The following is a 19,132-nucleotide window of genomic DNA, read 5'->3' on the forward strand; positions in this document are numbered from 1 at the left end:
CCCGATCGGGGCGGGCGGGGGGCTCAGGATGGCCAGACGGCCAGGGGCGGCGCCGTCTCGACCCGGCGCTCGTCGCCGACCACGCGGATCCGGCTGCTCACGCGGTCGTGCCCGGCGGCAGCGGCGACCGCGGTCATGACGAGCTGAGCGTGGTCGCGCGCGAGATGCCCGAAGGCGCTCCGCAGATCGACGGGACGGCCGGTGGCGAGCGACACGGCGATGCGGGCGACCGCCTCCTCCGAGAGGTCGAGGAGGCACGCCTGCTCGGCGAGGACGGCGAAGTCAATCCGCGGCGCGGCCTCCGTGGCGGCACCGGCCGCCCACGGGTGCTCGGGGCGGAGGCATCCGGCGCGGACGAGGAGCTGCTCCGCGGCCTCGAGGCCGGGCCCGGCGAGGACGGCGATCATGCCGCGGTCCGCTCGGCGCGGCGCCCGGAGGCGCGGACCCCGACGGACACGACGGCCGACAGCAGGCAGGCGACGCCGGCGATTAGCGGCGCGAGCCAGCCGAGGACGCTCACCTCGTCGACGTCCGTGCCGAAGTACTGCCAGTGCGCGATGGCGTAGACGAAGAGGGAGAAGAAGCAGAGCGCGACGCCCGTGAGCGCCGACACCAGGTCTGCCGGACGGACGAGGGGCTCGTGCTCCGCCGAGGCGGCCTGCTCGATCGCGGGCTCGGAGAGGGCGGCGGCCGGGACCTGCGGGAGGGTCGCGGTGGCGGGGTGCTGCGTCATGTCTCCGAGGCAACCAGCCGCGCAGTGTCACGGTCGTCACTCGCTGGCATGACGTCCCGAGCCGAGCGGATGGTGGCGCGGTCGGCCCGTCAGGGAGCGACGGGGACGTCCGCTCGAGCCGGTCGGCGTCCGAGCGACGACTGGAACCGCAGCAGGTACCCGTCCGGATCGGCCACCACCAGCTGACGGACGCCCGCCTCCTCCGCTCCGACCCGGTACCAGCGGGTCTCGAGCGGCGAGAACAGCGGCGTCCCGGCCTCGGCGAGCGCCGCTGCCGTCCGGTCGGCGTCGTCGACGTGCAGCTGCAGGTTCATCCCCCGGCCGAGCGGGCGCTCCAGCGGTGCCGCGATCCAGTTGCGGCCCCGCCCCGCCTCTTCGAGCATCACGTGCGCGGAGCCGAGGACCAGGTACGCGAAGCCCTCCTCGGGCCGGGCGTAGTGGATCCGGAACCCGCAGGGACCGCACCAGAATCCCAGGCTCCGGTCGAGGTCGGCGACGAGCAGCTCGGGGACGAGATCGGGATCGGCCATCCGCGCGGTCTACGCCTCGGCGCTCTCGGGGCGCTTCGTGCGGCCCGGGAGCAGGAGCAGGCCCGAGACGCCCACGACGATCAGCAGGATGGCCGCGACCGTGACGAAGGAGGCCAGCGCCAGCACGGGCATGATGATCGTCAGGACGCCCGCGATGACCGAGGCGATCCCTGCCGCGATCGGCAGCCACGCGGGGCCGGCGACGGTGCGGCCGCTGGTGATGCTCGAGACGCCGTCGAGGATCCAGCCCGCGCCGATCACGAGGCCCAGGACGCTCAGCGACTCGAACGGGTTCGACAGGCACAGGATGCCCGCGACCAGGATCAGGGCGCCGAGCAGGCCCGCGAGCCAGCGCACCCGGGCATCGAGCCGCGAGGCGGTGAAGGCCAGCAGCAGGCGGAAGACGCCCGCGGCGATCAGGTGGATGCCGAAGACGATGGCGACGGTCAGCAGCGTCGGACCGGGGATCAGGACGGCGATGACGCCGAGCACGATCGCGATCAGCGAGACGGCGATGATCCACCAGCGCTCGACGGAGGTGCGGGACATCGTGGGCGCGGCGGTCTCGGACATGGCGTTCCTTCGCGTCGGGGAGTGCGGACCCCTCGAACGTTAGGGCACCGGGGCGGGGTGGCGCGGGGCCTTGCGCCCGCCCGCCCGAGGACGCAGGTCAGTGCCGCGATCCGGTGCGCGCCGCGGCACGGTGCCGCCGCACGCGGCGCACAACGAGCGCGAGCAGCAGCACGCCGAACGCGCTGTAGATGATCGCGTCGAGCACGCCCGCGTACTGGTCGACGAGCTCGTACTGCGTGCCGAGGGCCGCGCCGAGGCCGATCAGCAGGCCGTTCCAGACGCCGGAGCCGAGGATCGTCAGTCCCGAGAACAGCAGCAGGTTCATCCGCTCGGCCCCCGCGGGGAGCGAGATGAGGCTGCGCACGCCCGGGATGAGGCGACCGAAGAGGACCGCCCAGGTGCCGTGCCGGCGGAACCAGCCGACCGCCTTCTCGAAGTCCTCGCGGTCGACCAGCGGGAGCTTGGAGAGCAGGCGGATCGAGCGCTCCGTGCCGATGCGGTGGCCGAGCGCGTAGAGGATCAGGCCGCCGAGGTAGGCGCCGAGGGTCGCCGTGATCACGACCAGCACCAGGTTCATCCGGCCCTGCTGGGCGAGGAAGCCGGCCAGCGGCAGCACGAGCTCGCTCGGGATCGGCGGGAACACCGTCTCGATCAGCGTCAGCAGGCCGACGCCCGCCTCTCCGAGCGCGGCGATCACCCGCGCGGCGACGCCGACGAGTCCGGAGAGCTCGTCGATGCTGTCGGAGGAGGAGGCGGTCGCCACGGAGGCGGGGGCGAGGGCGAGGGTCGCGATCGTCATGACTGAGAAGCTACTCAGTCCGCCGAGCGCGCACCTGGGAATCCGGCGGCCCGCTCAGGGGCGGCCGGTGAGCACGACGGTGTCCGATCCCTGCAGCCGCACCTCGACCGAGGCGATCTCGGACAGCGGGAGCCCGGTGGCGAGGCTGGGCTCCATCGTCGTCCCCGGCGCGCTCGTCCACGATCCGACGGCCTCGGTGCCGCCCGAGGTGTCCGTGACGTAGAGGACGTAGCCGGCCGAGCCCGCGTACTGCTCGGCCGTGTCGGCCCAGCTGCAGTCCATGTCGATCCGCGTGCCCCACTGCTGCGGCACGAACCGCACGGAGGCCTCGACGGGGACGCCCGGAGCCGCGGCGAGCGAGACGGTCGAGCCGACGGTCTCGACGGGGGCGAGGGACGGGCCGATCGCGAGCGGCAGGGCGACGGCGGCGGCGGCCGAGACGCCCGCGGCGGCGAGCACCAGGCCCGCGATGCGCAGCCGCGTCCGGCGGCGGACGGAGTCGGTGGCCGCGGCGAGGCGGGTCAGCAGTGCCGCCGGAGCCGGATCGCCGGCCGCCTCCGGCTCCTCGACCAGGCGCATCGCCTCGTCCTGGGGCAGGTGGGCCAGCAGGCCCGGCAGCGGGACGAACTCGGCGAGGGACTCGCGGCAGCCGGGGCAGGCGCGCAGGTGCAGCTCGTACTCGCGGCGGTCGGCGGCGGTCAGGGATCCGAGGAGGTACGCGGCGTCCCAGTCGCGGAAGGGGTCGTCGTGCCGGTCGTCGGAGGAGGGGTCGCGGTTCACAGCTCCGTCACCCCCCGCTCCTGCAGTGCGAGCTTGAGGGCCCGCATCCCGTAGTGCATCCGAGACTTGACGGTGCCCGGGGCGATCCCCAGCAGCGCGGCGATCTCGGTGACCGTGCGGCCGCCGTAGTAGGCGTGCACGATGACGGCGCGGTGGTCGTGGCTCAGTCCGCTGAGCGCGTCCGAGAGCAGCCAGGCGTCGAGCACCTGGTCGGTGCGGTCGGCGGTCGGGCGCTCGGGGACCTCGTCCGTGCCCAGCTCCCGGGCGTAGCGGGCGCTGCGGCGGTCGTCGATGACGAGGTTCCGGGCAACGGTGTAGAGCCAGGAGCGGGCGGCGGCCTCGCCCTGGGCGAGGATCTCGGGGTGCTTCCAGGCGCGCAGCAGCGCCTCCTGCACGACGTCCTCCGCCATCTGGCGGTCGCCGGTCAGGCGCAGCACGAACCGCCAGAGCGCGCTGGCGTGCTCGTCGTGCAGCGCACGCAGCATCTGGGCCTGATCCTCGGACATCTCCACCTCTTCCTGCACCAACGTAACGGGGGCCCGAACGGTTCAGCCGGTTCGCGCGAGCGGCCGCACTCTGGTACTCCGGAGTCGATGACCTTCCCCGATGCCGACGACGCCGCCCGCGTGCGCTCCTTCCTCCGCGACAACCGCTCGCGGATGCTCGACGACGTCCGGCACCTCGTGATGATCGAGAGCCCCAGCGACTCCCTCGAGGCGCTCGGCGAGCTGCACGCCTTCCTGGTGCACTGGGTGGGAGAGCGGCTCGGGCACGACGCCGACGTGCAGCACCGGCGTGCGCAGGACGCGCCGACCGCGACCAGCTGGACCGTCCCGGCGAGCGGCGGCGCGAGACCGCACCGGGGCACGCGTCCGTTCGTGGCGCTGCTCGGCCACTACGACACGGTGTGGCCCCTGGGCACGACCCGCTCCTGGCCCTTCGCCGTCGACGGCGACCGCCTGAGCGGACCGGGCAGCTACGACATGAAGGCCGGGCTGGTGCAGATGGTGTGGCTGGTGGCCGCGCTCCGCCACGCCGGCGTCCCGCATCCGGCCGTCCGCCTGGTGATGAGCGGGGACGAGGAGATCGGCAGCGCCGCCTCCCGCCCGTTCCTGGAGCGGCAGTGCGCGGGCGCCGACGCGGTCCTGGTGTTCGAGGGCGCGATCGGCGACGCGGTCAAGACGGCGCGCAAGGGCATCGGGCGCTTCGTGATCGACGTGGTCGGGGTCGAGGCGCACGCCGGGGTCGAGCCGGAGAAGGGGGCGAGCGCGATCCACGAGCTCGGCTCGCTGATCCCGCGGGTGCTGGCGATCGCGCGGGAGGAGGAGGGCACCTCGGTCAACATCGGAGTGGTCTCCGGCGGCTCGAGGGTCAACGTGACGACGGCCCGCGTGCGCCTGGAGCTGGAGGCGCGGATCCGCGGATCCGCCGAGGCCGCCCGCGTCGAGGCCGAGCTCGACGCGCTCGCCGCCGCCGACCCGCGCATCCGGCTGGAGGTGCGCGGCTCCTGGGAGCGGCCCGTCTTCGAGCGGACCGCCTCCGTCGCCGCGCTCTACCGCAGGGCCGAGCGGGTCGCGAAGCGGATCGACGTCCCCCTCCGCGAGATCGCGGTCGGCGGGGCGAGCGACGGCAACCTCGTCGCCGCGCTGGGCCTGCCGGTCCTCGACGGGCTCGGCGCCCCGGGTGAGGGTGCGCACGCGCGCAGCGAGGCGATCGGCATCGAGGGCATGCTGGAGCGGACGGCGCTGGCCGCGCTGCTGGTCGCCAGCTTCGGCGACGAGCACTGACCGGCTGCAGAGGAAGGACGAGCGGATGACCCTGTACGAATCGCGCCCCGTGGGCGTCGTGATCGAGGCTCCGGCCGCGGAGGTGTACGCCTTCGTCTCCGACCCGGCGAACCTCCCGCGGTGGGCCGCGGGCCTCGCCTCCGCCGCGCTCGAAGAGGTCGACGGACGCTGGTTCGCCGACTCGCCGATGGGCCGGGTCGAGGTGCGCTTCGCCCCGCAGAACCCGTTCGGCGTCGCGGACCACGAGGTCACGCTCCCCGACGGGACGGTGGTGGACAATCCGCTCCGGGTGCTCGTGAACGGGGACGGCGCCGAGGTGGCCTTCACCGTGCGGCGGCGCCCCGGGATGAGCCTCGACGACTGGGACGAGGACTGCGCGCGGGTCGCGGACGACCTCGAATCGCTCCGGCTGCTGTTCGAGCGCGGGGCGCTGTAGGTTCGTCACAGCTCCGGCGCAGGGCCGGCACCCGTGAGAACGAGGACGCGATGACCTCCCCCGATCGTCCGAGCACCCGCCCCGCAAGCGGCATCGAGCTCAACGGCCTCGACACGATCCAGGAGTCGGAGCGGCACGGCCGCCCTCGCGACCTGTTCTGGCCGTGGTTCGCCGCGAACGTGTCCGTGCTCGGGCTGAGCTACGGCTCCTTCCTCCTCGGCTTCGGCCTCTCCTTCGGGCAGGCGACGCTCGTCAGCGTGATCGGGATCGTCGTCTCGTTCCTCTTCTGCGGTCTGGTCGCCGTCGCCGGCAAGCGCGGCTCCGCCCCCACGATGGTGCTCAGCCGGGCGGCCTTCGGGGTCGACGGCAACCGCCTCGTCTCGGTGATCTCCTGGCTGCTCACGGTGGGCTGGGAGACGGTGCTGGCCTCACTCGCGGTGCTCGCGACGGCGACGGTGTTCGAGGAGTTCGGCTGGGACGGGGGCGTGCTCACCAAGGTGGTCGCGCTGATCGTGGTCGCCGCGCTCATCGTGATCGCCGGGATCGCGGGTTTCCGCCTGATCATGCGGCTCCAGCTCGCGATCACCGTCGCGACCGCCGTGCTGACCGTGGTCTACGTCGTGCTCGTCCTCGACCGGATCGACCTCGCCGCCGTCGGCGCCCTGCCCGCGGGCTCGGCCGCCGCGGTCATCGGCGGGCTCGTGTTCATGATGACCGGCTTCGGGCTGGGCTGGGTGAACGCCGCGGCCGACTACTCCCGCTACCTCCCCCGCGGTGCCCGCACGAGCGGAGTGATCGCGTGGACGACGATCGGCGGAGCGGTCGCGCCCGTCGTGCTGGTGGTCGTCGGCCTGCTGCTGGCCGGCTCCTCGCAGGAGCTCTCGGACGCGATCGCCGCGGACCCGATCGGAGCGCTCGCCGGGATCCTGCCGACCTGGTTCCTGCTCCCCTTCATCGTCGTCGCGCTGCTCGGCCTGATCGGCGGGGCCGTGATGGACATCTACTCCTCGGGCCTGGCGCTGCTCAGCACGGGGCTCAAGGTCTCGCGGCCGGTGGCCGCCGGGATCGACGGCGTGCTGATGGTCCTCGGAGCGGTCTACGTCGTGTTCGTCGCGGGCGACTTCCTCGGCCCGTTCCAGGGCTTCCTGATCACCCTCGGCGTGCCGATCGCGGCCTGGCTCGGCGTCTTCCTCGCGGACCTCCTCCTCCGTCGGCGCGACTACGACCAGGAGGCTCTGTACGACTCCCGCGGCCGCTACGGCAGCGTCTCGGCGGTCCCCGTGGCCCTCGTGCTGATCGGCGCGATCGTCGGCTGGGGCCTGGTGGTCAACTACTCCCCCGGGTTCGAGTGGGAGGGCTACCTCCTCGGCTCGCTCGGCGGCCGCGACGGCGACTGGGCCGGCGCCAACCTCGGCGTCCTCGTGGCGCTCGTGATCGGCTTCGCGGGAACGCTCGCCCTCTCGCGCGGGGCCGTCCGCCGCCAGGAGGCCTCGGCGTGAGCCTGCTCGTCGCGATCGACCTGCAGCACGTCTTCGCCGACGCCGAGTCGCCGTGGGGATCCGGCGGATTCGAGCGCGCGGCCGAGGGGACCCGCCGGCTCCTCCCGGCGTTCGGCGAGCGGGTCGTGACCACCCGCTTCGTCGCCCCGGATCGGCCCGCCGGCGCGTGGATCCCCTACTACCGCGAGTGGCCGTTCGCGCTCGTCCCCGAGAGCGACCGGCTCTACGAGCTCGTGGCCGGGTTCGAGGGCCACCGCACGATCACCGCCACGACCTTCGGCAAGTGGGGGCCCGAGCTCGAGGCCGAGCTCGACGACTCCCGCGAGCTCGTGCTCACCGGCGTCTCGACCGACTGCTGCGTGCTCTCGACGGCGCTGGCAGCCGCGGACGCCGGAGTGCGGGTCAGGGTCGCCGCGGACGCCTGCGCGGGCGCCTCCGAGGCTGACCACCAGCGCGCGCTCGACGCCATGTCCCTGTACGCGCCGCTGATCGAGATCACGACCGTGGACGCGGTGCTGGCGGACCTGCGCGACCGGGTCTGAGACCGCGGGCGGGACGCGAGCCGCTCGCGCCGGTCGGCCCCGCGCGTCGCGGGGCGACCCCGTCACCCGGCATGATGTCGGCATGTCCTCCACCGACGAGCGCGTCAGCCCGGCTTCCCGCACCCTGGTCATCGGCGAGGCGCTGATCGACATCGTCGAGCGCGACGGCAGCGCCACGGAGCACGTCGGCGGCTCCCCGGCCAACGTCGCCCTCACGCTCGCCCGACTCGGGCGGCCCGCGACCCTCGTCACCGACATCGCCGACGACGAGCGCGGCCGCCGCATCAGCGCCCACCTCGAGGCCTCCGGCGTGGAGGTCCGGCACGGCGACTCGGAGCGCACCAGCACCGCTCGGGCGGTCCTCGCCGCGGACGGGTCGGCCCGCTACGTCTTCGACCTCTCCTGGAACCCGCCGGCGGCGGACCCGGAGGGCGCCTCCCACGTCCACACCGGCTCCATCGCGATCTTCCTCGAGCCGGGCGGATCCGCCGTGCTCGGGCTCCTCGAGGCTCTGCCCGCCGGAGTGACGGCGAGCGTCGACGCGAACATCCGTCCGGCTCTGGTCGGCGCGCACGCCGAGGCGCTCGCGCGCTTCGAGCGGATCGCCGCCGCGTGCGAGGTCGTTAAGCTCAGCGACGAGGACGCGGAGTGGCTCTACCCGACGATGCAGCTCGACGAGATCCTCAGCAGGCTGCTCTCCCTCGGGTCGCAGCTCGCGGTCGTCACCCGCGGCGCGGAGGGACTGCTGCTGGCCTCGGCCGTCACGCGGGTGACCGTGCCCGCCGCCCGGATCGTGGTGGCGGACACGATCGGCGCCGGCGACTCCGCGATGGGCGCGATCCTCGACGAGGCGTTCCGCCAGGGCCTCGGCGCCGCGAACGGGATGCTCCTCGACGGCCCCGCCCTGCACGCGATCGGCCGCCACGCCGCGCACGTCGCCGGCATCACGACCTCCCGCTCCGGCGCGAACCCGCCCACCCGCGACGAGCTCTGAGGGCCGGGGACGGACCTTCTGCAGGACGCCCCTGGTGCTCGCGTCGGGACGCGGAGATACTGGGCGCACCTCGACGGAAAGGGGTGCCGTGCCCACTTCACTGAGCCCCTACATCGGCTTCGACGGCTCCGCGCAGGAGGCGATGGAGTTCTACCGGGACGTCCTCGGCGGCGAGCTCAGCTCCAGCCGTTTCGGCGACTTCGGGATGAGCGCGGATCCGGCCGACCAGGACCGGATCATGCACGCCCAGCTCGTCACGCCGAGCGGGATGATCCTGATGGGCTCCGACTCCCCCTCCTCGAGCCCGGCCGAGAGCGGCGCCCGCATCACGATCGCGCTCTTCGGCGACGACGACGCCGAGCTGAGCGGCTACTGGGACGGCCTGGCCGAGGGCGGCACGGTCGTCGAGCCGCTGGTCGCCTCGCCCTGGGGCGACCGCTTCGGGATGCTGGTCGACCGCTACGGCGTCGGCTGGATGGTGAACATCGCCGCTCCGCCGGCCTGACGCTCCTCCCCAGCGCGGGATCGGGGCACGCCTCCCCCGGGTGCGTCCACCCGTCCCGCCGGGCGCCGCGGCAGGCGCAGAATGGAGGGGCCGCTCCCGCTCCGGGGGCCGTCCCACCTCTCACGAAGGCTGCAGATGACGATCACGCTCGGGTACAAGGCATCGGCGGAGCAGTTCGGCGCCCGGGAGCTCGTCGAGCTCGCGGTCGGCGCCGAGCGGCACGGCTTCGAGACCGCGGTCGTCTCGGACCACTTCCAGCCGTGGCGGCACACGGGCGGGCACGCGCCGTTCTCCCTCGCCTGGCTCGCCGCGGCCGGTGAGCGCACCTCCAGCATCACCCTCGGCACCTCCGTGATGACCCCGCACTACCGCTACAATCCCGCCGTCATCGCCCAGGCGTTCGGCACGCTCGGCGTGCTCTACCCCGAGCGGATCATGCTCGGCGTCGGCACCGGCGAGGCGCTGAACGAGGTCGCCACCGGCTACCAGGGCGCGGGCGAGCAGACCTGGCCGGACTTCAAGGAGCGCTTCGCCCGCCTGCGCGAGGCCGTGCGGCTGATGCGCGCGCTCTGGGCGGGCGACCGCGTCACCTTCGACGGCGAGTACTACTCCACGCACGAGGCGTCGATCTACGACAAGCCCGAGAGCGGCGTGCCGGTCTACATCGCGGCGGGCGGCCCCGTCGTCGCCAAGTACGCCGGCCGGGCGGGCGACGGCTTCATCTGCACGTCGGGCAAGGGCATGGAGCTCTACACCGAGAAGCTGCTCCCCGCCGTCGAGGAGGGCGCCGCGGCGGCCGATCGCGACTCCTCGACCATCGACCGCATGATCGAGATCAAGCTCTCCTACGATCCCGATCCGGCGCTCGCGCTCGAGAACACGCGCTTCTGGGCGCCGCTCTCGCTGTCGCCGGAGCAGAAGCACTCGCTGACCGATCCGGTCGACATGGAGCGCGCCGCCGACGAGCTGCCGATCGAGCAGGTCGCGAAGCGCTGGATCGTCGGCTCCGACCCCGAGGAGACGGTCGCGCAGATCAAGCCCTACGTCGACGCGGGCTTCACCCACCTGGTCTTCCACGCCCCGGGCGACGACCAGCAGCGCTTCTTCGACGCCTTCGAGCGCGACCTCGCGCCGCGGCTGCGCGCGCTCTGACCTCCCGCCTCCGCCACGACCCCCTTCGGAAGGGCCGCTCCCGCATGACCACGGCCACCCTGCTCGCCCGGCTCGACCGCGGCGAGGCGCTGACGCGCGAGACCGCCGAGGAGCTCCTCGGCGCGCGCGGCGACGACCTCGACCTGGTGCTGGAGGCCGCCGGCCGCCTGCGCGACGACGGACTCGCCCGCCGCGGACGGCCCGGCGTCGTCACCTACTCGCGGAAGGTCTTCGTCCCGCTGACCAAGCTCTGCCGCGACCGGTGCCACTACTGCGTCTTCGTGGAGACACCGGGCGGGCTCGCGGCCAAGCGCGAGTCGACCTTCATGGAGCCGGAGGAGATCCTCGAGGTCGCCCGCGCCGGTGCCGCGCTCGGCTGCAAGGAGGCCCTGTTCACGCTCGGCGACCGCCCGGAGGACCGGTGGCCGATCGCCCGCGCCTGGCTCGCCGAGCACGGCTACGCCTCGACGCTCGAGTACGTGCGCGCGATGGCCGTCCTGGTGATGAGCGAGACGGGCATGGTCGCGCACCTGAACCCCGGCGTGATGTCGTGGGCCGAGCTGCAGCGGCTCCGCCCGGTCGCGCCCTCGATGGGCATGATGCTCGAGACGACCGCCGAGCGCCTCTGGTCGGAGAAGGGCGGTGTGCACTACGGCTCCCCGGACAAGGACCCGGCGCTGCGCCTGCGGGTGCTCGAGGACGCGGGCCGCAGCCGCATCCCCTTCACCACCGGCGTGCTGCTGGGCATCGGCGAGAACGCGGCGGAGCGGGCGGACGCCCTCTTCGCGATCCGCGAGTCCCACGAGCGGTGGGGCCACGTGCAGGAGTGCATCGTCCAGAACTTCCGCGCGAAGCCGCGGACGGCCATGCAGAACGAGGTCGACCTCGAGCTGCAGGAGTACGTGGCCAACGTCGCGGTCGCGCGCCTCGTGCTGGGCGCCGAGGCGACGATCCAGGCGCCGCCGAACCTCACCGACGAGCAGGAGCTCGGGCTGCTGCTGCGCGCCGGGGTCGACGACTGGGGCGGTGTCAGCCCGCTCACGGCGGATCACGTGAATCCGGAGCGCCCCTGGCCGAACATCGACGACCTCGCGCGGCTCACCGCGACGGCCGGCTACCGGCTGCACGAGCGGCTGACCGCCCACCCGCAGTACCTCCGCGACTCGGCCACCTGGATCGATCCGCGCGTCGCTCCCTACGTCGAGGCGCTCGCCGACCGCGGGACCTGGCTCGCCGACGAGGCGGCAGCGGTCCTCCCCCGGCCCTACCGCGACTCGCTCGACGCCCTGCCCCGACCAGTCGCGCCCGCCCTCGGCGCCGTGCTCGCCCGGGCGGAGACGGACCCCGCCGGTCTCGAGGACGCCGACTACCTCGCCCTGCTCGCAGCCGACGGCGACGACCTCGACGCCCTCTCCGCTCTGGCGGACGACCTGCGGCACGACGCCGCCGGCGACGAGGTCTCGGTCGTCGTCAACCGCAACATCGACACCTCCCTCTGGGGAGACGGCGGGCTGACCGTCGAGCGGCTGGAGGAGCTCGCCGACGAGGCGGTCGCGCTCGGCGCCACCGAGCTCTGCCTCCAGGGCGCGATCGGACCGGAGCACCCGGGCGACGATCTGCTGCTGATCGTCCGCACGCTGAAGCAGCGGCAGCCCTCGCTGCACCTGCACGCCTACCGGCCCGGCGAGATCCTCGAGGTCGCCCGGCGTACGGGCCGAACCCTGCCCGCGATGCTCGACGCTCTGCGCGAGGCCGGCGTGGACTCCGTCCCGGGGACCGCCGCCCGCATCCTCGACGACGACGTCCGCGCCGTCCTGAGCGAGGGGACGGACCCGACCGTGGCCGAGTGGCGGGAGGCGATCACGGCCGCGCACCGCAGCGGCCTCCGCTCCACCTCGACCATGGTCTACGGACACGTCGAGACCCCCGAGCAGCAGCTCGCGCACCTGCGCACGCTCGCGGCGATCCAGGACGAGACGGGCGGCTTCACCGAGTTCATCGCGATGCCCTTCGTCCCGGCGGAGGCGCCTCCGGCCGTGGTGCGCGCGAGCCGGGGCGGGCCGACCCTCCGCGAGACCCGCGCCGTGCACGCCGTCGCACGGCTCGTCCTCCACGGCCGGATCGCCCACGTGCAGACCGCCTGGACCAAGCTCGGACTGTACGCGGCGCAGGTCCTCCTCCGCGGCGGGGCGGACGACCTCGGCGGCCTGCTGCTCGACGGGGCCCTGCGGCCCGAGGCCGGAGCGGAGGCCTACCGCTCGCTCGACATCGCGACCGTCGCCCGGCTGAGCGGCGAGATCGGCCGCGGCTGGCGCCAGCGCACCACGACGTACGGCGTGGTCGCGCCGGAGAGGGCGCTGCGGGCGGAGCCCGTCGCAGCGGCGGGTCCTCAGCGGATGCGCCTCCCGGTCCGCGGGACCCGCCGGGCGTCATGACCCGCTCCGAGTACCTGCGGCGCCAGGCCGAGCTGGTCCGGGAGGAGCGGATCGAGTCGGACAGCGCCACCGTGCGGCTGCTGACCGCGGGCGCCGGGAGCCCGCGCGCGGTCCTGATGCTGACCGGCGTCGGCCGGGGCGCGCGGAGCGACACCGGGCTGCTGCTGCCGATGCTGGCGCGGCGCCACCGCGTCGCCGCGCTCGAGCTCGCCGATCTCGGCGACCCCTGGCTCGACGGACCCGCCGCGGTCCGCGCCTCCCTGGACGCGCTCGGCGCCGACGAGGCCGTCCTGATCGGCCACTCGCTCGGAGCCGCCGTGGCCCTCGCCGCGGGCGATCGGCGGGTGCGCGCCCTCGCCCTCGTGGCCGGATGGCTGCGGCCGACGGAGCGCCTCCTCCGCGCGGCGCGCCTCTGGCCGATGCTCCCGCCCGACGCGCAGGAGGAGGCCGCTCGGCTCCTCGCCGTCCGCTCGGCCACCGCCTCCTCCCCGTGGGGCGCCGACGTCGCCAGGATGCTCGCCGCCTCCGCCCGGGCCGACGTCGCTGCGGCCGCCTCGGACTGCCGGGTTCCGACCCTCGTGGTCGGCTGCTCCGCCGACGCTGTCGCCGGAGTCGAGGGCGCCGAGGCCCTGCTCGGCGCGATCGACGACGCCCGCTACGCCGTCCTCGACGCCGGTCACGCGGTGCTCGCCGAGCGGCCCGCCGAGCTCCTCGCCGTCCTCGAGCACTTCCTCGCCGATCCGCACCGCGACCCGGCGGGCAGCGTCCTGGCGAGGACGACGGTCTGATGGACGTCGACGTCGTCGTGATCGGCGCCGGTTTCGCCGGGCTCGGAGCCGCGGTCCGCCTGGAGCGCCGCGGCGGGACCTCGTTCGTCGTGCTGGAGCGCGCCGAGCGGATCGGCGGGACCTGGCGGGACAACGTCTACCCCGGAGTCTCCTGCGACATCCCCTCGCACCTCTACTCCTACTCCTTCGCCCCCGAGGCCGACTGGTCGGCGTTCTACGCCCCCGGGGCCGAGATCCAGTCCTACCTCGAGCGCGTCGTCGAGAAGGAGGGCCTGGCGCCCCGACTCCGGCTGGGGACCGAGGTGCTCGAGGCGGTCTTCGACGAGGAGGCGCACCGCTGGCGGGTGCGCACCTCCCGGGGCGACTACTCCGCCGCGGTCCTCCTCGTCTGCGCGGGGCGCCTCTCCGAGCCCCGCCTCCCGGCCGTCCCGGGCCTGGATTCGTTCGCGGGTCCCGCCTTCCACTCCGCCCGCTGGAGGGACGACGTCGACCTCGACGGGAAGCGCGTCGGCATCGTCGGCTCGGGAGCCTCCGCCGTGCAGATCGTGCCGCACCTCGCCGAGCGCGCCGCCGAGGTGGTGCTCTTCCAGCGCTCAGCCCCGTACGTCGTCCCCCGCCGGAACCGCCCGTACCCGCCGGAGGAGCGCCGAACCCTCTCCCGCGCGCCCGGGGCCCTGGCGAGGCTCCGCGAGGAGCTGTTCTGGCGCGCCGAGCTCGGCTTCGCCGGCCGCGTCGCCGTGCCCGAGGCCATCGACCGGCTGCGGGCGGAGGCGCTCGGCCACCTCGAGTCGCAGATCATCGATCCCGCACTCCGCACCGTGCTGACTCCGGACTACGAGATCGGCTGCAAGCGCGTGCTCCTCTCGGACGACTACTACCCCGCTCTCGCGCAGCCGCACGTCCGCGTCGTCCCCGGTCCGCTCCGGCGCCTCGAGGAGGGGGCCGCGCTCGGCGACGACGGCGTCCCGCACGGGGTCGACGTGCTCGTCTTCGCGACCGGCTTCCACTCCACGCGGCCGCCCTTCGCCCGGCGCATCCGCGGCCGCGGCGGCGTCCTCCTCGCCGACCGCTGGGCCGACGGCATGGTCGCGTACGAGTCGACCGCGGTCCACGGCTTCCCGAGCCTCTTCGTCGTCAACGGCCCCAACGCGAGCCTCGGCCACAACTCCGCGGTGCACATGATCGAGACGCAGATCGCCTACGTGCTCGCCGCGCTCGACCACCTCGCGGTCTCCGGCGCCGACCGGCTCGAGGTCACCGCCGAGGCCGAGGCCGCCTCCGTCGCCCGCCTCGACGCCCTCAGCGCCGACACCGTCTGGACCAACGGCGGCTGCGAGAGCTGGTACCTGGACGACAACCGGCGACTCACCCTGCTCTGGCCCGACTTCGCCTTCGCCTTCCGCGAGGAGCTCGGCCGGTTCGACCCCTCGGCCTACACGACCTGACCGCGGCTCGCTATCGTGACCGCATGACCGACCGCGTGCTCGCTCCCGAACCGCCCGCCGACGGTGCGAAGCCGAAGGGACCGGCCTCGTACTTCCCGAGCATCGAGAAGACCTACGACCGTCCCGTCCAGGACTGGCTGGACCTCGCCGACGAGCGTCTGCGCTCCGAGCCGCACATGCAGGTCGTCACCTGGCTGAAGACCGAGCACGGCCTGGGCCACGGCCACGCCAACGCGATCGTCGCCTACGTCCGGGCCGCCCGCGCCTGACCGGTCCGCCCGTCGTCCGCACAGGCTAGGCCCGCCGGCCTCCCCGGACCACCCGTCGTCGGCGCCCGCGCCGTCCGGGGATAATCGGGGCATGCGCGAAGACGACGATGTCGATCTGGTGATCGACGCGTGGGCCGGGGCCCTGCCCGACCTCGATTTCGCGCCTCTGGACGTCGTCTCCCGCCTCCGCCGGCTCAGCCCGCGCGTGCAGGAGGTGCGGCGGCAGTCCTTCGCCGTCAGCGATCTCGCCCCGTGGGAGTTCGAGCTCCTCTCGCTGCTGCGGCAGCGCGGGGAGGGCGGGATGACGCCCTCGGCCCTGGCCACGCACCTCGCGCTGTCCAGCGGCAACCTCGCCAGCCGCGTCGACCGCCTCGGGGCCCGCGGGCTCGTGGTCCGCGAGCAGAACGCCGCCGACTCGCGCAGCAAGATCGTCTCGCTCACCCCGCGGGGCACGAAGCGGGTCGACGAGGCGATGCGCAATCTCGTCGCCGCCGAGGGCGAGGTGCTCGCCGACCTGGACGCCGCGCAGGTGTCGGTCCTCATCGAGTGCCTGCGGCGGATCAGCGACACCCTCGACCGACTGCAATGAGGCACTACGCCCGACGAGCCTGAGAGGTCAAGCCCGTTCGGAGAGACGGGCACCGGACGTAGCGTGAAGCGTGCACGGTCGAGGCGTCAGCCACCCGTGCGGATGATCGCGAAAGCGGAGAGCACCATGACACAGATTTCTTCTATCCAACCCGCGCGATGGAGCCGGAACGGAGTCAGGATCGTCGTCGTTCCCGGGGCGGAGCTGCCCCGGTTCCGACTCGAGATCGACGCCCGACTGACCACCGCGCCCTCCCTCGTCCCCACCGGACCCTTCTCGACCGTCGAGGAGGCCGAGCGGGCCGCCGAGGTCGCCGCCGGCCTGCTGGGGGCGAAGATCCCGGCCTGAGCGCACACCCGTCGAGACGGCCGGATCAGCCCGCGAGCTCCGCGAGCGATCCGGTCGGGACCGCGATCCACCCCTCGGCCTCCGCCGCCTCCTGCAGTTCGGGAGGCACCGGCAGGGTCGCGCCCAGGGCGTGGGCGCGGGCGTTGAGAGCGGCGACGACGGCGTCGAACGCGTCGTCGGAGCGGCTCATCAGCGCGAGCGCGGGCGCCGGCACATCGAGCCAGGGTGCGGCCCGTCGCAGCGACTCCGCGGCGAGCGCCACGGCCTCCGGTCGCGTCTTGTACCCCGTGGTGTCCACTCCCCAGAGCCGCAGCGCCGCCGCCGGGTACGCCTCGACGAGCCGTCCGCGCCCGGAGCGGTCGACGTCCTCCCCGCTCGCGGCGAAGGCGTCGAGCAGCTCCGCGCAGCGCATCGCGGTCATCCCGAGCCGGTCGGTCGAGACGCTGAGCGGCCAGCGGCCGGTGACCTCGCGCGCCACCCGGTCCGTCTCGCGGTACGCGAGGCGGCGGCGCCAGTCGCGTCCCGCGAGCGTCCGCGGCGAGACCTCCCGTCGCGTGTGCGCGGAGACGAACGCCGCGAACTCCACCGGCCAGCCGAACGCGCAGTCGATCCCGATGACCGCCGCGTCCCGTGACGCCTCGACGATCGTCGCGTCCTCGGCGCCGAGTACGAGCGAGCGGACGACGGCCCGGCCGCCGGAGAACTCGAGGGCGGCGAGAGCGGTGCGCACCGGCTCCGCAGCGAGGTCGACACCGATCGTGAGCACGGGGACAGGGTAGGCGCTCCGGCGCTACGCTCGAGCGATGACGCCACCCGCTCCCTCCTCCCGGGCGGAGTCGGCCCGCGTGCCGGTCGCGCTCCTCCGCCTCCTCGTGGCCGCCGCCGTTCTGGTGGCCGTGATCGCGACGGCCGTCGACACCGCCTCTCGGACGCCGCTGAACCCGTTCAACTTCTTCGGCTTCTTCACCATCCAGAGCAACATCGTGCTGGCCGTCGTGCTCGGAGCCACCGCCGTGCTCGCGCTCCGCCGCCGTCCCGCGCCCGGCGGGCTCCTACTGGTGCGGGGTGCCTTCACCGGGTACATCATCGTCGTCGGCCTCGTCTACAACACCCTCCTCACCGATGTGGCGGGCGGAGTGGCGCTGCCGTGGGCCAACACCGTCATGCACGTGCTGTTCCCCGTCTACGGACTGCTCGACTGGCTGCTGCTCGCGGATCGCCCTCCGCTGCCGTGGCGCAGGCTCTGGCTGGTCGTGGTCTACCCGATCGTCTGGCTCGTCGTGGTGCTGATCCGCGGAGCGACGGACGGCTGGGTGCCCTATCCGTTCCTGGATCCCGCGACCGGGTACGGGCAGGTGTCGGTGTTCGTCGTCGTGATCGCGGTCGCGTTCCTCGCGTCGGGGGCGCTGGTCTGGGCGATGAGCCGGCTGCGGATCGTGCCGGTGGCAGGCGGCTGAGAGGACGCTCGCCTTCCAGACGGTTCCGCCCGCCGGACGACCGGATCCGCTGCCGTCGCGCACATCCGGCCCGTTCTGGGGTCACCCGTTCGGGGTCATCCGGGGCGCCGCTCCCCTAGCGTCAGCACCGACGGTTCCCCCACCGTCCTCCCCCTCGAGAACGGTCCCCCATGAGCCTCTCCCTCTCCCGCCCGCCGACCCCGAGCCGCCGCGTCCGCGCCCTCGCCGTCGGAGCCGCGCTCGCCCTCGCCGCCGCGCTGCTCCCGGCGCAGGCCGCCGCCGCCGCCACTCCCGCCACCCTCTCGGTGCTGAGCCTCGGCGACTCCATCACCCAGGCCTACGGGACCTGCGGCTCCTTCGCGGACTGCCCCCGCAACAACTGGTCCACCGGCACCAGCTCCTCCGTGAACTCCTTCGCCTCCCGCTTGCGGACCGCGCTCCCCGGCACCACCGTCACGACCGCGAACTTCGCCACCACCGGCGACGTCGTCGCGCAGGTCCCCTCGCGGATCGACGCCGCGGTCGCCGCCGGCGTGCGGCCGGACGTCGTCACCCTGCTCATCGGCGGCAACGACCTCTGCTCGCCCGACAACCGCGTCGCCTCCGACGGCTACACGATGACCCCGGCGAGCACGTTCCGCACCGGAGCCTCCGCCGCGATCACGAAGATCCGCACCACGTGGCCCTCCGCCCGCATCGTCCTCTCGTCGATGCCGAACGTGGCCTCCGAGTGGTCGGTCGTGAAGACCGGAGTCGGCGCGCTCGTCTGGGCGGGCGGCGACCTCTGCCGGACCACGCGCGGCGTCAGCTCCACCGGCCGCAGGCTCAGCAGCACAGCCGCTGCCGCCTCCGCCGCTGCCGCGAAGACGCGGACGACGCAGTACAACACCGCGCTGCAGACGGCGTGCAGCGCCGCCGGTCAGCTCTGCGACTGGGACGGCGGAGCGCTCACCGCGACCCCCGTCACCAAGGGCCTGATCGGGACCACCGACTACTTCCACCCGAGCGTCGCGGGTCAGGCGAAGATCGCCTCGATCCAGTGGGCGGCGTCGAACTTCTCGAAGTAGCGGCCTCCGGAGCGGCCGCTCACGCGTCGAGCGGCCGCTCACCCTCGCGGCGGCGACGCTGCTCCTCGGCGAGCCGCGCGTAGTGCGCCTCCTCGCGCTCGAGGTCGGCGAGCTGCTCCTCGGTGCTCTTCGGAGCGGGCCGCACCACCATCGGCGGCGGCGCCTGCTTCCGGCGGCGGGGCACTCGGCCGCCCGGCACGAAGGATCCGCCGTCGCCGCGCTTCCAGTCGTGCCCGAGCAGGAACCACAGCGAGACGCCGATGAGCGGGAGGAAGAAGATCAGCAGGATCCACACGATCTTGGGCAGGTTCTTGATGACGTTGTCCGGCTGCCGTACGACGTCGACCAGCGCGAGCACGGTCAGGACGATGATCAGCAGCGAGAAGACGAACCCCATGCAGACG

The 19,132-nt window shown here is 73.8% G+C and carries 24 protein-coding genes; 15 read left to right on the forward strand and 9 right to left on the reverse strand.

Annotated features, from left to right (window positions below; all coding sequences use genetic code 11):
- Positions 1-23: 23 nt before the first annotated feature.
- The 7 genes from C5C57_RS01910 to C5C57_RS01940 all read right to left on the reverse strand — a co-directional run bounded on the left by C5C57_RS01910 (position 24) and on the right by C5C57_RS01940 (position 3,921).
- Positions 24-407, reverse strand: coding sequence for a hypothetical protein (locus C5C57_RS01910; RefSeq protein ID WP_104246713.1), 384 nt, complete (start codon positions 405-407; stop codon positions 24-26).
- Positions 404-733, reverse strand: coding sequence for a hypothetical protein (locus C5C57_RS01915; RefSeq protein WP_104226447.1), 330 nt, complete (start codon positions 731-733; stop codon positions 404-406). Before C5C57_RS01915 ends, C5C57_RS01910 begins: the two co-directional genes overlap by 4 nt.
- Positions 734-822: 89 nt before the next feature.
- On the reverse strand, positions 823-1,263 hold the full coding sequence (locus C5C57_RS01920) for a VOC family protein (protein WP_104225074.1): 441 nt from the start codon (positions 1,261-1,263) through the stop codon (positions 823-825).
- Between the two features lie 9 nt (positions 1,264-1,272).
- Positions 1,273-1,836 carry an HdeD family acid-resistance protein gene (locus C5C57_RS01925; RefSeq protein WP_104225073.1) on the reverse strand — a complete coding sequence of 188 codons (564 nt, stop codon included), beginning with the start codon at positions 1,834-1,836 and terminating at the stop codon, positions 1,273-1,275.
- A 97-nt stretch (positions 1,837-1,933) separates the two neighbouring features.
- The gene (locus tag C5C57_RS01930) at positions 1,934-2,635 is read right to left on the reverse strand and encodes a DedA family protein (protein ID WP_104225072.1); all 702 of its coding nucleotides are present in this window, start codon (positions 2,633-2,635) and stop codon (positions 1,934-1,936) included.
- A gap of 54 nt (positions 2,636-2,689) precedes the next feature.
- Positions 2,690-3,415: an anti-sigma factor gene (locus C5C57_RS01935; RefSeq protein WP_104232863.1), complete on the reverse strand. Its 726-nt coding sequence runs from the start codon at positions 3,413-3,415 to the stop codon at positions 2,690-2,692.
- Entirely contained in the window at positions 3,412-3,921 is a 510-nt protein-coding gene (locus C5C57_RS01940) for a sigma-70 family RNA polymerase sigma factor (protein ID WP_104225070.1), read from the reverse strand. Before C5C57_RS01940 ends, C5C57_RS01935 begins: the two co-directional genes overlap by 4 nt.
- An 87-nt stretch (positions 3,922-4,008) precedes the next feature.
- Here C5C57_RS01940 and C5C57_RS01945 point away from each other — a divergent pair, with 87 nt between their 5' ends.
- From C5C57_RS01945 to C5C57_RS02005, 13 genes are all read left to right on the forward strand, one after another.
- The gene (locus C5C57_RS01945; protein ID WP_104225069.1) at positions 4,009-5,202 is read left to right on the forward strand and encodes a M20/M25/M40 family metallo-hydrolase; all 1,194 of its coding nucleotides are present in this window, start codon (positions 4,009-4,011) and stop codon (positions 5,200-5,202) included.
- A 25-nt stretch (positions 5,203-5,227) separates the two neighbouring features.
- Positions 5,228-5,638 (forward strand): SRPBCC family protein, encoded by a 411-nt coding sequence (locus tag C5C57_RS01950; RefSeq protein ID WP_104246714.1) that lies wholly within the window; start codon positions 5,228-5,230, stop codon positions 5,636-5,638.
- A 50-nt stretch (positions 5,639-5,688) separates the two neighbouring features.
- A complete protein-coding gene (locus C5C57_RS01955; protein ID WP_104246715.1) occupies positions 5,689-7,137 on the forward strand; it encodes a cytosine permease in 1,449 nt (482 codons plus the stop codon).
- Positions 7,134-7,679, forward strand: coding sequence for a cysteine hydrolase family protein (locus tag C5C57_RS01960; RefSeq protein ID WP_104246716.1), 546 nt, complete (start codon positions 7,134-7,136; stop codon positions 7,677-7,679). Before C5C57_RS01955 ends, C5C57_RS01960 begins: the two co-directional genes overlap by 4 nt.
- An 82-nt stretch (positions 7,680-7,761) precedes the next feature.
- On the forward strand, positions 7,762-8,673 hold the full coding sequence (locus C5C57_RS01965) for a carbohydrate kinase (protein WP_104246717.1): 912 nt from the start codon (positions 7,762-7,764) through the stop codon (positions 8,671-8,673).
- Between the two features lie 88 nt (positions 8,674-8,761).
- On the forward strand, positions 8,762-9,178 hold the full coding sequence (locus tag C5C57_RS01970; RefSeq protein WP_104246718.1) for a VOC family protein: 417 nt from the start codon (positions 8,762-8,764) through the stop codon (positions 9,176-9,178).
- Positions 9,179-9,313: 135 nt separating this feature from the next.
- Positions 9,314-10,330 (forward strand): glucose-6-phosphate dehydrogenase (coenzyme-F420), encoded by a 1,017-nt coding sequence (gene fgd / locus C5C57_RS01975; protein ID WP_181027097.1) that lies wholly within the window; start codon positions 9,314-9,316, stop codon positions 10,328-10,330.
- 44 nt (positions 10,331-10,374) lie between these two features.
- Positions 10,375-12,765 (forward strand): 7,8-didemethyl-8-hydroxy-5-deazariboflavin synthase CofG, encoded by a 2,391-nt coding sequence (gene cofG, locus C5C57_RS01980; protein WP_104246719.1) that lies wholly within the window; start codon positions 10,375-10,377, stop codon positions 12,763-12,765.
- Positions 12,762-13,553 (forward strand): alpha/beta fold hydrolase, encoded by a 792-nt coding sequence (locus C5C57_RS01985; RefSeq protein WP_104246720.1) that lies wholly within the window; start codon positions 12,762-12,764, stop codon positions 13,551-13,553. Before cofG ends, C5C57_RS01985 begins: the two co-directional genes overlap by 4 nt.
- On the forward strand, positions 13,553-14,998 hold the full coding sequence (locus C5C57_RS01990; RefSeq protein ID WP_104246721.1) for an NAD(P)/FAD-dependent oxidoreductase: 1,446 nt from the start codon (positions 13,553-13,555) through the stop codon (positions 14,996-14,998). Before C5C57_RS01985 ends, C5C57_RS01990 begins: the two co-directional genes overlap by 1 nt.
- 23 nt (positions 14,999-15,021) lie before the next feature.
- Positions 15,022-15,267, forward strand: coding sequence for a DUF4287 domain-containing protein (locus C5C57_RS01995; RefSeq protein WP_104232872.1), 246 nt, complete (start codon positions 15,022-15,024; stop codon positions 15,265-15,267).
- 91 nt (positions 15,268-15,358) lie between these two features.
- Entirely contained in the window at positions 15,359-15,856 is a 498-nt protein-coding gene (locus tag C5C57_RS02000) for a MarR family winged helix-turn-helix transcriptional regulator (RefSeq protein ID WP_104225059.1), read from the forward strand.
- Positions 15,857-15,982: 126 nt separating this feature from the next.
- Positions 15,983-16,204 (forward strand): hypothetical protein, encoded by a 222-nt coding sequence (locus C5C57_RS02005; protein WP_146076606.1) that lies wholly within the window; start codon positions 15,983-15,985, stop codon positions 16,202-16,204.
- 25 nt (positions 16,205-16,229) lie between these two features.
- Here C5C57_RS02005 and C5C57_RS02010 read toward each other — a convergent pair whose 3' ends face one another.
- Positions 16,230-16,970, reverse strand: coding sequence for a DUF429 domain-containing protein (locus tag C5C57_RS02010; RefSeq protein WP_104246722.1), 741 nt, complete (start codon positions 16,968-16,970; stop codon positions 16,230-16,232).
- Positions 16,971-17,007: 37 nt separating this feature from the next.
- Here C5C57_RS02010 and C5C57_RS02015 point away from each other — a divergent pair, with 37 nt between their 5' ends.
- A complete protein-coding gene (locus C5C57_RS02015) occupies positions 17,008-17,661 on the forward strand; it encodes a Pr6Pr family membrane protein (RefSeq protein ID WP_104246723.1) in 654 nt (217 codons plus the stop codon).
- 170 nt (positions 17,662-17,831) lie between these two features.
- On the forward strand, positions 17,832-18,728 hold the full coding sequence (locus tag C5C57_RS02020) for a GDSL-type esterase/lipase family protein (protein WP_104246724.1): 897 nt from the start codon (positions 17,832-17,834) through the stop codon (positions 18,726-18,728).
- Between the two features lie 19 nt (positions 18,729-18,747).
- Here C5C57_RS02020 and C5C57_RS02025 read toward each other — a convergent pair whose 3' ends face one another.
- Positions 18,748-19,125 carry a PLD nuclease N-terminal domain-containing protein gene (locus tag C5C57_RS02025; RefSeq protein WP_104246725.1) on the reverse strand — a complete coding sequence of 126 codons (378 nt, stop codon included), beginning with the start codon at positions 19,123-19,125 and terminating at the stop codon, positions 18,748-18,750.
- Positions 19,126-19,132 lie beyond the last annotated feature (7 nt).

Source organism: Rathayibacter sp. AY1C5 (assembly GCF_002931705.1).
Taxonomy (GTDB): Bacteria; Actinomycetota; Actinomycetes; order Actinomycetales; family Microbacteriaceae; genus Rathayibacter.

What these genes read in the sequence shown, in the direction of transcription:
- C5C57_RS01910 (WP_104246713.1), bottom strand. Translation starts at nt 407, where the DNA reads ATGATCGCCGTCCTCGCCGGGCCCGGCCTCGAGGCCGCGGAGCAGCTC.
- C5C57_RS01915 (WP_104226447.1), bottom strand. Translation starts at nt 733, where the DNA reads ATGACGCAGCACCCCGCCACCGCGACCCTCCCGCAGGTCCCGGCCGCC.
- C5C57_RS01920 (WP_104225074.1), bottom strand. Translation starts at nt 1,263, where the DNA reads ATGGCCGATCCCGATCTCGTCCCCGAGCTGCTCGTCGCCGACCTCGAC.
- C5C57_RS01925 (WP_104225073.1), bottom strand. Translation starts at nt 1,836, where the DNA reads ATGTCCGAGACCGCCGCGCCCACGATGTCCCGCACCTCCGTCGAGCGC.
- C5C57_RS01930 (WP_104225072.1), bottom strand. Translation starts at nt 2,635, where the DNA reads ATGACGATCGCGACCCTCGCCCTCGCCCCCGCCTCCGTGGCGACCGCC.
- C5C57_RS01940 (WP_104225070.1), bottom strand. Translation starts at nt 3,921, where the DNA reads ATGTCCGAGGATCAGGCCCAGATGCTGCGTGCGCTGCACGACGAGCAC.
- C5C57_RS01945 (WP_104225069.1), top strand. Translation starts at nt 4,009, where the DNA reads ATGACCTTCCCCGATGCCGACGACGCCGCCCGCGTGCGCTCCTTCCTC.
- C5C57_RS01950 (WP_104246714.1), top strand. Translation starts at nt 5,228, where the DNA reads ATGACCCTGTACGAATCGCGCCCCGTGGGCGTCGTGATCGAGGCTCCG.
- C5C57_RS01955 (WP_104246715.1), top strand. Translation starts at nt 5,689, where the DNA reads ATGACCTCCCCCGATCGTCCGAGCACCCGCCCCGCAAGCGGCATCGAG.
- C5C57_RS01965 (WP_104246717.1), top strand. Translation starts at nt 7,762, where the DNA reads ATGTCCTCCACCGACGAGCGCGTCAGCCCGGCTTCCCGCACCCTGGTC.
- fgd (WP_181027097.1), top strand. Translation starts at nt 9,314, where the DNA reads ATGACGATCACGCTCGGGTACAAGGCATCGGCGGAGCAGTTCGGCGCC.
- cofG (WP_104246719.1), top strand. Translation starts at nt 10,375, where the DNA reads ATGACCACGGCCACCCTGCTCGCCCGGCTCGACCGCGGCGAGGCGCTG.
- C5C57_RS01985 (WP_104246720.1), top strand. Translation starts at nt 12,762, where the DNA reads ATGACCCGCTCCGAGTACCTGCGGCGCCAGGCCGAGCTGGTCCGGGAG.
- C5C57_RS01990 (WP_104246721.1), top strand. Translation starts at nt 13,553, where the DNA reads ATGGACGTCGACGTCGTCGTGATCGGCGCCGGTTTCGCCGGGCTCGGA.
- C5C57_RS01995 (WP_104232872.1), top strand. Translation starts at nt 15,022, where the DNA reads ATGACCGACCGCGTGCTCGCTCCCGAACCGCCCGCCGACGGTGCGAAG.
- C5C57_RS02000 (WP_104225059.1), top strand. Translation starts at nt 15,359, where the DNA reads ATGCGCGAAGACGACGATGTCGATCTGGTGATCGACGCGTGGGCCGGG.
- C5C57_RS02005 (WP_146076606.1), top strand. Translation starts at nt 15,983, where the DNA reads ATGACACAGATTTCTTCTATCCAACCCGCGCGATGGAGCCGGAACGGA.
- C5C57_RS02015 (WP_104246723.1), top strand. Translation starts at nt 17,008, where the DNA reads ATGACGCCACCCGCTCCCTCCTCCCGGGCGGAGTCGGCCCGCGTGCCG.
- C5C57_RS02020 (WP_104246724.1), top strand. Translation starts at nt 17,832, where the DNA reads ATGAGCCTCTCCCTCTCCCGCCCGCCGACCCCGAGCCGCCGCGTCCGC.
- C5C57_RS02025 (WP_104246725.1), bottom strand. Translation starts at nt 19,125, where the DNA reads ATGGGGTTCGTCTTCTCGCTGCTGATCATCGTCCTGACCGTGCTCGCG.